General features: G+C 70.9%; 11 protein-coding genes. 7 read left to right on the forward strand and 4 right to left on the reverse strand.

Annotation, left to right across the window (positions count from 1 at the left end; all coding sequences use genetic code 11):
* Window positions 1-20: 20 nt before the first annotated feature.
* The 5 genes from B9P64_RS16440 (at window position 21) to B9P64_RS16460 (ending at window position 5,757) form a co-directional block, all read left to right on the forward strand.
* Window positions 21-1,331, forward strand: coding sequence for an MFS transporter (locus tag B9P64_RS16440; RefSeq protein ID WP_085317107.1), 1,311 nt, complete (start codon window positions 21-23; stop codon window positions 1,329-1,331).
* A 73-nt stretch (window positions 1,332-1,404) separates the two neighbouring features.
* Window positions 1,405-2,214 carry a 2-oxo-tetronate isomerase gene (gene otnI, locus B9P64_RS16445; RefSeq protein ID WP_139826349.1) on the forward strand — a complete coding sequence of 270 codons (810 nt, stop codon included), beginning with the start codon at window positions 1,405-1,407 and terminating at the stop codon, window positions 2,212-2,214.
* Complete coding sequence (gene denD, locus B9P64_RS16450) at window positions 2,211-3,197, forward strand: D-erythronate dehydrogenase (RefSeq protein WP_085317108.1); 987 nt, start codon at window positions 2,211-2,213, stop codon at window positions 3,195-3,197. Before otnI ends, denD begins: the two co-directional genes overlap by 4 nt.
* Window positions 3,198-3,293: 96 nt before the next feature.
* Window positions 3,294-4,061, forward strand: coding sequence for a FadR/GntR family transcriptional regulator (locus B9P64_RS16455; RefSeq protein ID WP_085317109.1), 768 nt, complete (start codon window positions 3,294-3,296; stop codon window positions 4,059-4,061).
* Between the two features lie 148 nt (window positions 4,062-4,209).
* On the forward strand, window positions 4,210-5,757 hold the full coding sequence (locus tag B9P64_RS16460; protein WP_085317110.1) for a methyl-accepting chemotaxis protein: 1,548 nt from the start codon (window positions 4,210-4,212) through the stop codon (window positions 5,755-5,757).
* Window positions 5,758-5,766: 9 nt separating this feature from the next.
* Here B9P64_RS16460 and B9P64_RS16465 read toward each other — a convergent pair whose 3' ends face one another.
* Both B9P64_RS16465 and B9P64_RS16470 read right to left on the reverse strand, forming a co-directional pair.
* Window positions 5,767-6,717 (reverse strand): D-2-hydroxyacid dehydrogenase, encoded by a 951-nt coding sequence (locus B9P64_RS16465; RefSeq protein WP_085317111.1) that lies wholly within the window; start codon window positions 6,715-6,717, stop codon window positions 5,767-5,769.
* Window positions 6,718-6,806: 89 nt separating this feature from the next.
* Window positions 6,807-8,147 (reverse strand): PQQ-dependent sugar dehydrogenase, encoded by a 1,341-nt coding sequence (locus tag B9P64_RS16470; RefSeq protein ID WP_085317112.1) that lies wholly within the window; start codon window positions 8,145-8,147, stop codon window positions 6,807-6,809.
* A 254-nt stretch (window positions 8,148-8,401) separates the two neighbouring features.
* Here B9P64_RS16470 and B9P64_RS16475 point away from each other — a divergent pair, with 254 nt between their 5' ends.
* Window positions 8,402-9,274, forward strand: coding sequence for a Tll0287-like domain-containing protein (locus B9P64_RS16475; protein WP_085317113.1), 873 nt, complete (start codon window positions 8,402-8,404; stop codon window positions 9,272-9,274).
* Between the two features lie 7 nt (window positions 9,275-9,281).
* Window positions 9,282-10,628 carry a serine/threonine-protein kinase gene (locus B9P64_RS16480; RefSeq protein ID WP_085317114.1) on the forward strand — a complete coding sequence of 449 codons (1,347 nt, stop codon included), beginning with the start codon at window positions 9,282-9,284 and terminating at the stop codon, window positions 10,626-10,628.
* A gap of 4 nt (window positions 10,629-10,632) precedes the next feature.
* Here B9P64_RS16480 and B9P64_RS16485 read toward each other — a convergent pair whose 3' ends face one another.
* Window positions 10,633-11,460 (reverse strand): restriction endonuclease, encoded by an 828-nt coding sequence (locus B9P64_RS16485; protein ID WP_139826350.1) that lies wholly within the window; start codon window positions 11,458-11,460, stop codon window positions 10,633-10,635.
* A 338-nt stretch (window positions 11,461-11,798) separates the two neighbouring features.
* Window positions 11,799-13,328 (reverse strand): type II secretion system ATPase GspE, encoded by a 1,530-nt coding sequence (gspE, locus tag B9P64_RS16490; protein ID WP_085317116.1) that lies wholly within the window; start codon window positions 13,326-13,328, stop codon window positions 11,799-11,801.
* Between the last annotated feature and the right edge of the window lie 9 nt (window positions 13,329-13,337).

Genomic DNA, 13,337 nt, shown 5'->3' on the forward strand with positions numbered 1-13,337 from the left:
TCCCGAGGAGACACATAACCATGAGTACAACCGCCCGCGCGATCGATCTTCCGGTCGCGACCGAAGCCAGCGACCGCGTGTTCCGCAAGGTCAGCTGGCGCATCGTCCCGTTCATCATGCTGTGCTACGTGGTCGCCTATCTCGACCGCGTGAATGTCGGCTTCGCCAAGCTTCAGATGTCGCAGGCGCTTGGCTTCAGCGAGACCATCTTCGGCCTCGGCGCCGGCGTGTTCTTCCTCGGCTATTTCCTGTTCGAGGTGCCGAGCAACCTCATCCTGCATCGGGTCGGCGCCAAGCTCTGGATCGCGCGGATCATGATTACCTGGGGCTTCGTCTCGGCGGCCTTTGCCTTCGTGTCGTCGCCCACGATGTTCTACGTGCTGCGCTTCGTGCTCGGGCTGACCGAGGCCGGCTTCTACCCCGGCATCATCCTGTACCTCACCTACTGGTACCCGTCGCACCGGCGCGCCAAGATCGTCGCGATGTTCATGTCGGCGATCCCGGTGTCGGGCATCTTCGGCAATCCGCTGTCGGGCTGGATCATGGATGCCTTCGGCGGCACGGCCGGCTATGCCGGCTGGCAATGGCTGTTCATCATCGAGGCGATCCCGGCGGTGCTGGTCGGCATTGCGGTGCTGTTCTATCTCGACAATTCGGTGGCCAAGGCCAAGTGGCTGACCGACGACGAGAAGAAAGTGGTGGCGCATGAAGTCGCCGAGGACAGCAGGCACAAGGTCGTCGCCGAGCATTCGCTGTCGGTGCTGCGCGACCCGCGCCTCTGGCACATGAGCCTCATCTACTTCTGCTTCGTGATGGGCCAGTACGGCCTCACCTTCTGGATGCCGACCTTCATCAAGAGCACCGGCGTGCAGGGCAATTTCATGATCGGTCTGGTCAGCGCGATTCCCTTCATCGTGGCGATCTTCGCGATGAACCTGCTCGGCCGCAGCGCCGACAGCCAGCGCGAACGGCGCTGGCATCTGATGGTTCCGGCCACCGTCGCCGCCGCCGGCTTTGCACTCGCCGCCTCGTTCACCGGCAATACCGTGGTGTCGCTGATCGCGCTGTCGATGGCGGCCGGCGGGGCGCTGAGCTGCGCGCCGCTGTTCTGGTCGCTGCCCACCGCCTTTCTGGGTGGCACGGCGGCGGCGGCCGGGATTGCGGCGATCAACTCGGTCGGCAATCTGGCCGGCTTCGTGGCGCCGTTTGCCGTCGGCTATCTCAAGGATCTGACCGGCTCGACCGCCAGCGGCATGTATGTGCTGGCCGGCAGCCTGATCCTCGGCGCGGTGGCGGTCTCGCGCGTGCCGGCCAAGCTAGTCAACCGCTGATTGCAAACCTTTGCAGCCCCGGCCCGCGTTGGCCGGGCGCGCCTCTCCTCATCCCTTTCGCAAGGAGCCGTCCGTGGCCAACTTCGCCGCCAACCTTTCGATGATGTACACCGAGCACGCCTTCCTCGACCGCTTTGCCGCGGCGGCGCGCGACGGCTTTGCCGCCGTGGAATACCTGTTCCCCTACGTGGCGCCGGCCGGCGATCTGGCCGTGCTGCTGCGCGACCACGGCCTGAAGCAGGTGCTGTTCAACGCGCCGCCCGGCGACTGGGATGCCGGCGAGCGCGGCATCGCCAGCCTGCCCGGCCGCGAGGATGAATTCCGCCGCGCCTTCGCCATCGCGCTGGAGTACGCGCTGGTGCTCGACTGCCCGCGCATCCATGTGATGGCCGGCCTGCTGCCCGCCGGCGCCGATGCCGCCGAGCACGCGCGCCGCCGCGCCGTCTACGTGGCCAATCTGGCCTGGGCCGCCGAGCAGGCCGCGACCGTCAGGCGCGATGTGCTGATGGAGCCGATCAACACCCGCGACATCCCCGGCTATTTCATCAACCGCCAGGACGAGGCCCACGCCATCTGCCTGGAGACCGGCGCCGCCAACCTCAAGGTGCAGATGGACCTCTACCACTGCCAGATCGTCGAGGGCGACATCACGGCAAAGCTGCGCGCGCTGCTGCCGACCGGCCGCGTCGCGCACTTGCAGATTGCCGGCGTGCCGGCGCGCAACGAGCCTGACGAGGGCGACCTCAACTATCCGTGGCTGTTCCGCGAGCTGGACCGGCTCGGCTACGACGGCTGGATCGGCTGCGAATACCGCCCGCGCGCCGACACCTCCGAAGGCCTGGGCTGGCTGCGCGCGCTGCGGGCCGAAGGGATCGCGCGATGAACCTCGTCATCACCGGCGGCGCCGGCTTTCTGGGCGCGCGACTGGCGCGGGCGCTGCTCGCGCGCGGCAGCTTTCGCGGTGCCGCCATCGAGCGCATCACGCTCGCCGACCTGCGCGCGCCGACCGATCCGGCGCTGCTCGACGACCACCGCATCGCCATCGACACCGGCGACCTGCCCGACCGGCTGCCGCAACTGCTGGCCGGCCCGGTCGATGCCGTGTTCCATCTGGCGTCGGCGGTGTCGGCCGAATGCGAGGCCGACTTCGAGCTGGGCCTGCACGCCAATCTCGATGCCACGCGCCAGCTGCTCGACGGGCTGCGCGCCGTGGGCCAGCGCGACGGCACGGTGCCGCTGCTGTTCTTCTCCAGCTCGGTCGCGGTGTTCGGCAACGATCCCGGCCTGCCGCTGCCCGCCGTGGTCGACGACCGCACGCTGCCCACGCCGCAGTCGAGCTACGGCATCCACAAGTTCGTCTGCGAGCAGCTGGTGGCCGACTACACGCGCAAGGGCTTCATCGACGGCCGCGCCGCGCGGCTGATGACGGTGGCGATCCGGCCCGGCAAGCCCAATGGCGCCGCCTCGGGCTTTCTGTCGGGGCTGGTGCGCGAGCCGCTCGCCGGGCTCGACAGCGTGTGCCCGGTGCCGCGCGAGACCGCCGTGGCGCTGGCCTCGCCCGACAGCACGCTGGCCGGCATCCTGGCCGTGGCCGAGGCGCCGCGCGAGGCGCTCGGCGGGCGCACCGCGCTCAACCTGCCGGCGCTCACGGTCACGGTCGGTGAAATGCTCGACGCGCTCGCGCACTTCGGCGGCGAGGCGGCGCTGGCGCATGTGAAGCACCAGCGCGATCCGGCCATCGAGCGCATCGTCGGCGGCTGGCCGGCGCGCATCGCCAGCCCGCGCGCGGCGGCGCTGGGCCTGCTGCCCGATGCGAGCTTCGGCGCCATCGTCGGCCAGTACCTGCGCGACCGCGCCGCGGGCTGAGCGCCGGGCCTGGCCGTGGCGGAAGGGATAATCCGGCATGACGACCGGCGGGCTTCCCGCCGCCCGCCCCTTTCCCTTCCGCCCCAAGGCAGTCCCATGTTTGCGCCCGTCCGCAGTGCCGCCAAGCTTTCCGACCAGGTCGCCGAAGTGCTGATCCGCGAGATCACCGAGGGCAATCTCAAGGCCGGCGACAAGCTGCCATCCGAGCCGCATCTGGTCGAGCAGTTCGCCGTCAGCCGCACCGTGCTGCGCGAGGCGATCTCGCGCCTCAAGTCGCTCGGGCTGGTCGAGTCGCGCCAGGGCAGCGGCGTGTTCGTGCTGGCCGCCGACACCATGCCGCTGCGCTTCGATCCCGAGGTGGTGGCGAGCCGCGAAGCCGTGGTGCAGATCGCCGAGGTGCGCCGCGCGCTCGAAGCCGAAGTGGCGGCGCTGGCCGCCGCGCGCCGCGTGCCGGCCGACATCGCGCGGCTGGAGCAGGCGTTTGCCGCCATCGACGCGGCAGTCGCCGCCGGCCATGACGGCGTCGACGAGGACGTGGCCTTTCACCGCGCCATCGCCGACACCGCGCGCAATCCCTTCCTCATCTCCACGCTCCAGTACATGCGCCAGTTTTTGCACGGCGCCACCCGGGTCACGCGCGCCAACGAGGCGCGCCGGCACGACTTCGCGACCGCCGTGCGCAGCGAGCACGAGGCGATCCTGCTCGGCATCGCCGCCGGCGAGCCCGCGCGCGCCCGCGACGCCGCGAGCCGGCACATGAACAACGCCATCCTGCGCATCGAGGCCGCCGATCCGTCGTTCTGGAGCCAGCAGGGCGCGGCGCTGGCGGCGCCGCTCAAGGCCGGGCCGCCGGCCGGCGGCTGAGCGCGGCACGCGCCGTCCCGATGCCCCTGCGGGCGGAGCGGGTTCGCGCTGCTTGCGGGGATGGAGCCACGGTTTTCCCGCGATCGGGCAAAAGCGCCGCCTGCGAGGCTTGCGGTATCCAGCGCCACGGCCGCCTCACGGACACCCCATGCTCAAGAACCTCAAAGTCGGCCACCGCCTCGGCGGGGCCTTCGCACTGCTGCTGGCGATGCTGCTCGGCCTCGCCGCCACCGCCATCGCCCTCACCGGGCGGCTGCACGAGAACACCGAGTACTTCGCCGACAACCTGATCCCGTCGGTCCGCGTCATCGGCGATGCGCTCGAACGCATCCGCGCCGGCCGCACCATTGAAGGCCAGTACCTCATCGTCGAGGGCGACGAGCACGCCCGCCTGCGCAAGAACCTGCTCGAACGCCGCGCCGAGACCGAGTCGCTGCTGGCCGGCTACGAAAAGACCGTCAGCGACGCCGACGACCGCCGGCTCTGGCAGGCGGTGCGCGACGGCGCCAGCGCCTACTGGCCGTTGCAGGACAAGGTGCTGGCGCTGGCCGACGCCGGCGACCTGGCCGGCGCCCGCCAGACCCACCTCTACGACAGCCGCGCGGTGTTCAACAAGCTGCGCGACCACATCGCCGCCTGGAACGCGCACAACCAGAAGATCGGCGAGGAACGGCTGGCGCGTTCGCGCGAGAGCTATGCGCAGATCAAGCTCATGCTCACCGTCGGCACGCTGGCGGCGCTGGCGCTCGGCGTGCTGGCCACCCTCGTCATCACCCGCTCGATCACCGCGCCGCTCGCCGAGGCGGTGGCGGTCGCCGAACGCGTCGCCGGCGGCGATCTGGGCCGCGCGCCGGCCAGCGACCGCAACGACGAACTCGGCCATCTGCTGCGCGCGCTCGGCGGCATGACCGACAAGCTCAGCACCCTGGTGCGCGAGGTGCGCAACGGCACCGACGCCATCGCGCTGGCCTCGTCCGAGATCGCCACCGGCAATGCCGACCTGTCGGCGCGCACCGAATCGCAGGCCGCCAGCCTCGAGCAGACCGCCGCCTCGATGGAAGAGATGACCGGCAGCGTGCGCAGCAGCGCCGACAGCGCGCGTCAGGCCGAGCGGCTGGCCAGCGGCACCTCGGATGCGGCGCTGCGCGGCGGCGATGCGGTGGCGCGCGTGGTCGCCACCATGAACGACATCCAGACCGCCAGCCGGCGCATCGGCGACATCATCGGCGTGATCGACGGCATCGCCTTCCAGACCAACATCCTCGCGCTCAATGCGGCGGTGGAGGCGGCGCGCGCCGGCGACCAGGGCCGCGGCTTTGCCGTGGTGGCCAGCGAGGTCCGGGTGCTGGCCCAGCGCAGCGCCGAGGCGGCGCGCGAGATCAAGTCGCTCATCCTCGACAGCAATGCCCGCGTCGATGCCGGCAATGCCATCGTCGGCGAGGCCGGCGGCACCATCGGCGAGGTGGTGACCCAGGTGCGCCGCGTCAACGATCTGGTGGCCGAGATCAGCAGCGCCATCGGCGAGCAGGACAGCGGCATCGGCCAGATCAACATGGCCGTCAGCCAGCTCGATCAGGCCACGCAGCAGAACGCCGCGCTGGTCGAGCAGACCGCCGCCGCCGCCGAAAGCCTCAAGTTGCAGGCGGCGCGGCTGGCCGAGGCGCTGACGGTGTTCCGGCTCGGCGGCCAGGGCTGAGCGCGCGGCTCAGCAGGCCACCAGATTGCGCGGCCGGCCGGCCTCCCAGGCCTCGATGTTGTCGATGAGCTGATCGGCCAGCCCCTGCATCGCCTCGTCGCTGGCCCAGGCCACATGCGGCGTGATGAGCAGATTGGGCCGGCGCAGCGCCAGCAGCGGCAGATCGGCCGGCGGCGGCTCGGTGCTCACCACATCCAGGCCGGCGCCGCCGAGATGGCCGCTTTCCAGCGCCTCGATCAGCGCGGCTTCATCGACCAGTCCGCCGCGCGCGGTGTTGATGAACAGCGCGCCCGGCTTCATGCGCGCGAACTGCGCCCGGCCCATCAGGCCGCGCGTCTCGGCGGTCTGCATCACATGCAGGCTCACCACGTCGCTGCGCTCCAGCAGCTCGTCGAGCGTGGTGAACTCGATGCCCGGCTCGGGCTTGATGCTGCGGTTGTGCACCAGCACCTTCATGCCGAAGGCCAGCGCCAGATCGGCCACCGCGCGCCCGAGCCCGCCAAAGCCGATCAGCCCGAGCGTCGCGCCGGCCAGATCGTGGATCGGATGGGTGATGGCGCAGAAGCGGTCGCTCTTGGACCAGGTGCCGGCCTCGACCTCGGCGCGATAGGCCAGCAGATTGCGGCGCAGCGCCAGCATCAGCGCGAACACATGCTCGGGCACGGCGGCCAGCGCGTAGTCGCGGATGTTGCTCACCACGATGCCGCGCCGGTTGCATTCGGCCAGATCGACGTTGTCGGTGCCGGTGGCGGCGATGGCGATCATCTTGAGGTCGGGCAGCGCGGCGAGCGCCGCCGCATCGATGCGGACCTTGTTGGTGATGGCGACGGTGGCGCCGCTCAGGCGCTCGGCCACATCGTGCGGCGCGGTGTTGGGATAGTCGCGCCAGTCGTGGGCGAAGGCCGGGCGACGCACCCGGGCCGGCAGGCTGTCGCGGTCGAGAAAGACGATGGAGTTCATGCGGTGTCGCTTGCTTTGGGCGGAGGCGCGACGTTAGCGCGATTGGCGCGCCGGCCGGAACGCTTGCAGGCGGCGCCGGCGCGCCGGCCTCAGCGGCGCGCCTGACTGGCGCCCTCGGCGCTGACGCGCCACACCACATTGCCCACGTCGTCGGCCACCAGCAGCGCGCCGTCGCGCGCGATGGCCACGCCCACCGGCCGGCCTTGCGCATCGCCGTCCTCGTCGACGAAGCCGGTCAGCACATCCAGCGCCGCACCGGCCGGCTGGCCGTCCTTGAACGGCACGAAGATGACCTTGTAGCCCGAGCGCGGCTGGCGGTTCCACGAGCCGTGCTGGCCCACGAACATGCCCTGCGCAAACGCCGGCGGCAGCCGGTTGCCGCCCGACCATGCCAGGCCCAGCGACGCGGTATGCGGCCCGAGCGCGTAGTCGGGCTTGATGGCCTTGGCGACGAGGTCGGGGCGCGGCGGCTGCACCCGGTCGTCCACATGCTGGCCGTAATAGCTGTAGGGCCAGCCGTAGAAGCCGCCGTCCTGCACCGAGGTCATGTAGTCGGGCACCAGATCGCTGCCGAGTTCGTCGCGCTCGTTGACGGCGGTCCAGAGTGCGCCGGTGTCGGGCTGCCAGGCCAGTCCGTTGGGATTGCGCAGGCCCGAGGCGAACACCCGGGTCGCGCCGGTGGCGGCGTCGATCTCCAGGATGGCGGCGCGCTCGCGCTCGGCCTCCATGCCGTTCTCGGCCACGTTGCTGTTGGAGCCGCTGGTCACGTAGAGCTTGCTGCCGTCGCGGCTGGCAATCACGTTCTTGGTCCAGTGATGGTTGATGGGGCCGGCCGGCAGGTCGGCGAGCGTGCGGCCGCTGGCCGGATCGAGGCTCGTCTGCCCCGGCTGGAACGGAAACACCAGCAGCGCATCGCTGGCGGCGACATAGAGCTTGCCGCCCGCCAGCGCCATGCCGAACGGCGAGTTGATGCCCTCGATCAGCGTCTGCTTGACCTCGGCGCGGCCGTCGCCGTCGCCATCGCGCAGCAGCACGATGCGGTTGGGGCTTTGCACGCCGGCGCCGGCGCGCTTCATCACCTGCTTCATGGCCCAGCCGCGCAGGCCCTTGCCGTCCTCGGGCTTGGCCGGGGCGTTGGTCTCGGCCACCAGCACATCGCCGTTGGGCAGCACCAGCAGCCAGCGCGGATGGTCGAGGCCGTCGGCGAAGCGCGTGACCGCCAGCCCGGTCGCGGCCTGCGGCTTGCCATTGGCCGGCCAGCCGCGCGCCGGCGCGATGTTGACGGTGGGGATCAGCGAGCGCACCGGCGCCGGCAGCTGGGGATCGGGCCCCATGCCGGCACTCACCGGCAGACGGGCGGTATCGGCGCCGGCCGGCGCAGCCAGCGCCAGCAGCAGCACGGCAGAAAGGACGGACGGAAGTCGGTTCATGGCGGCAATCGCAAGGGAAGTCGAGCGCGCCAGCCTGCGCGAAAGACGCGGCCGGCGCTGTCGGTGTGGAAGCCATCGCTCTGCCGGACGCAAGCGACTAACGCAAGATGTGCCGCCCATTCGTGTGATGCGCTTGGCAAACTGGCGCAAATGTTCAATTCAAGCCACCTAGGCAAATCGATGCCGCAGGAGAACGCTCGGGCTCCTTTCCTTACCGCGCGGCCCTGCGGGCAACGCCTTTCCCAGGTCATGCCATGAAGCTGCTGCTCAAGTTCAATCTCGTGTTCCTGCTGGTGTTCGCCGCCGGCTTCGCGCTGTCGGCGGTGGTCGCGCGCAATCTGCTGCAGGAAAACGCCAAGGACGAGGTGCTGGATCGCGGCCGCCTCATCATGGAATCGGCGGTGGCGGTGGCCGGCTACACCTCGACGCAGATTGCGCCGCTGCTGGTCGCGCAGATGGAAGACCACTTCCTGCCGCAGTCGGTGCCGTCCTACTCGTCGTTCGAGGTGGTGAATGCGATCGGCAAGCTGCGCCCCGAATACGCCTACAAGCCGGCCACGCTCAATCCGACCAATCCGCGCGATCACGCGCGCGACTGGGAGGCCGACGTGATCCAGCGCTTTCGCCAGGACGATGCGCCCGACGAGGCGGTCGGCGAACGCGGCACGCCGACCGGCCGCTCGCTCTATGTGGCGCGCCCGATCCGCATCACCGACGCGGCCTGTCTGCGCTGCCACAGCACGCCGGCGGCGGCGCCGCGCTCGCTGGTCGAGCAGTACGGCGGCGTGAACGGCTTTGGCTGGCAGTTCAACGAGGTGGTCGGCGCACGCATCGTGTCGGTGCCGATGTCGGTGCCGCTGGCGCGCGCCGATCACGCCTTTCAGGTGGTGCTGGCGCTGCTGGCGGCGATGTTCGTGGCCATCGGCCTCACGCTCAACCTGATGCTGTACTGGATGGTGATCCGGCCGGTGAGCCGGCTGTCGGCGGTGGCCGACCGGGTGAGCATGGGCGAGCTGGACGTGGCCGACTTCGAGTTCCGCGCGCGCGACGAGATCGGCGTGCTGGCGGCCTCGGTGGCGCGCATGCGGCGCAGCCTGGTGCATGCGATGAAGCTGCTGGAACGCTGAGCCGGCCATGAACCTGCCCGCACGACTCGGCAAGTACACCGTCATCGGCCTGATCGGCGAGGGCGCGATGGGCGTGGTGTACCGCGCCGTCGATCCCGACATCGGCCGCACGGTGGCGATCAAGACGCTGCGCGCCAGCGCCCGCACGCCGGGCGCGGCCGAGCGCTTTCTCAACGAGGCGCGCGCCGTCGGCCGGCTGTCGCATCCGGGCATCGTGGCCATCCACGAGTACGGCCAGGACGGCGACCACGCCTTCATCGTGATGGAGCACATCGAGGGCCGCACGCTGGCGCAGATCCTCGACGCCATTCCGGTGCCGGGCGAGCAGGCCACGTTGCGGGTGATGGACCAGCTGCTCGGCGCGCTCGACTGCGCCCATCGCGCGGGCGTGCTGCACCGCGACATCAAGCCCGGCAATCTCATCGACACGCCGCAGCGCCAGATCAAGGTGACCGACTTCGGCATCGCGCGCATCGCCGGCAACGGCGCGCCGACCGCGACCCAGGTGGGCACGCCGGGCTACATGGCGCCCGAGCAGTACTCGGGCGCGCCGGTCGGGCCGGTGACCGACGTGTTCGGCGCCGGCGTGCTGCTGTACCGCATGCTCTGCGGCCGGGCGCCGTTTCGCGGCACGCCGGAAAACATCCTCTACAAGCTGCTCAACGAGACGCCGCCGCCGCCGAGCCGGCTGCTGACGCCGCCCGGCCGCGATGCGCGCTACGACGCGATTGCGCTCAAGGCCATCGCGCGCGATCCGGACCGGCGCTATTCGAGCGCCGCCGCCTTCCGCAGCGCGCTGCGCCAGGCCGCCGATGGCGATGCGGTGATCGTGCCGACGCGCGCGCCGACCACCGGCCCGGCGGCCCAGCCAACCTGGACGCCGGCGAGCGGCGGCCTGAGCGACGACGAACTGGCGCGCGCCGAGCTCGCGCTGACCGAGGCGATCGGCCCGGTCGCGCGCACGCTGGTACGCAATGCGGCGCGCCACAGCGCCGATCTGGCCGAGCTGGCGCGCCAGCTGGCCGGCAGTCTCGACAGTGCCGCGCGGACGGCATTCCTGGCCCGGCTGAGCGGCATGCCGCGCAGCGGCGCCGACTCACGCCGGACCGCGACCGGCACCGGCAGCACCGGCACGGCAGCCGCCACGCCGGCCGACGAGGATGCGATCACGCCCGAGCGGCTCGACCGCCTGCGGCTGGCCATCACTGCGCAGATGGGGCCGGTCGCCGCCATCGTCATCCGGCGGGCCCAGGCCAATGCGCACGGCTGGTCCGATCTGCTGCGCCGCGTGGTCGACGAGGTGGCGACCGGCGCCGACCGCGATGCGCTGATGGCCAGCCTGCGCCGGCTCTAGCGCGCTACAGCGCGCGCCGCGCCGTCACGCTCGACATCACCGCGCCGGCCGGCAGGCCCATGCGCGTGGCCGGCCCCGAACTGCCACCGCCGCGCCCGTTGCGCGCCGCCACCGCCACGGCCGTGGCCACATCGCCGGCCGGAACGACGCGGCGCAGGCTTTCGTGCACCGTGCCGGCTTCGGGCCGCGCGCCGCGCACGCCCTCGATCCACCGCATCATCCGCACGCCGTCCACCAGGTGCAGCTCGCGCTCGCCGATGATGGCGCAGGCCTCGCGCGTGAAGCCGCCGCTGGTCACCAGGAAGGCGCCGCGCGCGCCGGTCGCCTGCATCGCCGCGAACAGGTCGCCGATGGCGCTCGCGCCGACGCGCCGGTCGGCCAGATGGCGCCAGCGCAGCAGATAGAGCTCGCCGTCCGGACGCAGCAGCCGCGCATCGGGCAGATCGATCGGCAGCGCATCGGCCGGCGCCGCCTCGGGCTGGTCGGGCGCCGACATGAAGCCGCGCTGCGCCAGCGCGATCAGCAGCAGCGGCTCGATCACGCTGAAATCGGGCAGACCGCCGTTGCGCGCCGGACTGCGCGCCGGCGCCGGCGCCACCTGGCGCACCGACAGCCCGGCGAGCACGGCGCAGAACAGCGGCAGCAGGTACTGCCCGGCATCGGCCAGCCCGACCACCAGATCGACCGGCAGCGGCCCGACGCCGGTGACCGGCCCGGCGGCGAATTCGTGCAGCAGCCAGCCCAGCGCCAGCCCCAGCACGATGAAAACCCACCAGCGCACCTGGCGCAGCGGAGCGGTACCGGGGCGAGAGGCAGGGGCGCGGCTGGACATGGGCATTTTTTCTAGGATCGATAGGTGGGGCACCGAAGACCTGCGGGATGCCGTACCGATACTTTGCCGCGCCCATACGGCGACGCAGCCTTGCCCTGCACGCGCCGAAATCGAAAGTTTCACAGACCGCGCCAAGCTCCCACGCCTGGGGCAGGCCTCGCTTCCGCGTGACGGGACGGCGCTGCGCCCATCGGACGAAATCGTCTGCATGTAGGCATTCACAAGCGCAACTTCGGCGAAGTGCTGCCAATTGCCACGGAATTCTGCCCAACCACAACCCGGAAAATCTCCGAGCGGCGGCAGGTGAAATGCATCGCCCGATCGGGCGAGCCGCGATTTCAGTCGCGCGTGACCCGCACCACTTCCTCGATCGAGGTGGCGCCGCTGTCGATCCAGCGCTGGCCGTCGTCACGCATGCTGCGCATGCCGCTGCGCAGGCCGAGCCGGCGGATTTCGAGCTCGTTGGCGGCGTTGTGGATCAGGCCGCGCTGCTCCTCGTCGATGACCAGCAGCTCGTAGATGCCCGAGCGGCCGATGTAGCCGCTGCGATGGCAGCGCTCGCAGCCCACGGCGCGCCACACCTGCCGGCCGTCGACGGTCTCGGGCTTCTTGCAGTGCGGGCACAGGCGCCGGATCAGCCGCTGCGCCATCACGCCCAGCACGGTCGAGCTGAGCAGGAAGGGCTCGACGCCCATGTCGGCCAGCCGCGTGATCGCGCTCGCCGAGTCGTTGGTGTGCAGCGTGGCCAGCACCAGATGGCCGGTGAGCGAGGCCTGGACCGCGATCTGCGCCGTCTCCAGATCGCGGATCTCGCCGATCATGATGACGTCCGGGTCCTGCCGCAGGATGGCCCGCAGCGCCTTGCCAAAGCTCATGTCGATGCGCGCATTCACCTGGGTCTGGCCGATGCCGGGCAGGTCGTACTCGATCGGATCCTCGACCGTCATGATGTTGGTGGTGCTCGCATCCAGCCGCTGCATCGCGGCATAGAGCGTGGTGGTCTTGCCCGAGCCGGTCGGGCCGGTCACCAGAATGATTCCGTGCGGCTGCTTCACCAGCCGGTCGAAGGTGGCGAGCGTGTCGGGCGCCATGCCCAGCTTGCCGAGGTCGAGCCGGCCGGCTTCCTTGTCGAGCAGACGCAGCACGGCGCGTTCGCCGTGGCCGGTGGGCAGCGTGCTCACGCGCACGTCCACCGGCTTGCCGGCCACGCGCAGCGTGATGCGGCCGTCCTGCGGCAGGCGTTTTTCGGCGATGTCGAGCTGGGCCATGATCTTGATGCGGCTGATGAGCGCCGCATGCAGCGCCCGCCGTGGCCGCGCGATGTCGCGCAGCGTGCCGTCGATGCGAAAGCGCACCACCGAGTTCTGCTCGAAGGGCTCGATGTGGATGTCGCTCGCGCCGTCGCGCGACGCCTGCGTGAGCAGCGCGTTGATCATGCGGATGATCGGCGCGTCGTCCTCGACCTCCAGCAAATCCTCGACCGCCGGGATGTCCTGCAACAGCCGCGTGATGTCCACATCGGCCTCGGCCTCGTCGACGATGCGCGCGGCCTCGCCGTCGATCTGCGCGTAGGCGGTGCGCAGCGCGGTCTCGACCTCGGGCGCGGTCTTCCAGGCCGTGGGCAGCGCGCCGAGCCGGCGCGTCACCTCGGCGAGCGCATCGGGATCGGTCTCGGCGCAAATCCACAACTCGGTCGGCAAGCCGTCGCGCGCCACCAGCGCCAGCTTCGCGTCGCGCGCGAAGGCATAGGGCAGCTGGCGCGCGTTCTCGGCCGGCGCTGGCGTGGCGGCCGGGCTGTCGCCGGTGGCCAGCGAAGCCAGCGTCGCGGTGCTGGCGGTATCGGCGACGAGGCTGTCGGTGCTGCTCATGGCGTGATT

It is taken from the genome of Derxia lacustris (genome assembly GCF_002105195.1).
In the GTDB taxonomy this organism is placed as follows: Bacteria; Pseudomonadota; Gammaproteobacteria; order Burkholderiales; family Burkholderiaceae_E; genus Derxia; species Derxia lacustris.

Bases quoted from the DNA above. Each gene is read 5' to 3' on its own strand.
- B9P64_RS16440 (WP_085317107.1), top strand. From the start codon at position 21: ATGAGTACAACCGCCCGCGCGATCGATCTTCCGGTCGCGACCGAAGCC.
- denD (WP_085317108.1), top strand. From the start codon at position 2,211: ATGAACCTCGTCATCACCGGCGGCGCCGGCTTTCTGGGCGCGCGACTG.
- B9P64_RS16455 (WP_085317109.1), top strand. From the start codon at position 3,294: ATGTTTGCGCCCGTCCGCAGTGCCGCCAAGCTTTCCGACCAGGTCGCC.
- B9P64_RS16460 (WP_085317110.1), top strand. From the start codon at position 4,210: ATGCTCAAGAACCTCAAAGTCGGCCACCGCCTCGGCGGGGCCTTCGCA.
- B9P64_RS16465 (WP_085317111.1), bottom strand. From the start codon at position 6,717: ATGAACTCCATCGTCTTTCTCGACCGCGACAGCCTGCCGGCCCGGGTG.
- B9P64_RS16470 (WP_085317112.1), bottom strand. From the start codon at position 8,147: ATGAACCGACTTCCGTCCGTCCTTTCTGCCGTGCTGCTGCTGGCGCTG.
- B9P64_RS16475 (WP_085317113.1), top strand. From the start codon at position 8,402: ATGAAGCTGCTGCTCAAGTTCAATCTCGTGTTCCTGCTGGTGTTCGCC.
- B9P64_RS16480 (WP_085317114.1), top strand. From the start codon at position 9,282: ATGAACCTGCCCGCACGACTCGGCAAGTACACCGTCATCGGCCTGATC.
- B9P64_RS16485 (WP_139826350.1), bottom strand. From the start codon at position 11,460: ATGTCCAGCCGCGCCCCTGCCTCTCGCCCCGGTACCGCTCCGCTGCGC.
- gspE (WP_085317116.1), bottom strand. From the start codon at position 13,328: ATGAGCAGCACCGACAGCCTCGTCGCCGATACCGCCAGCACCGCGACG.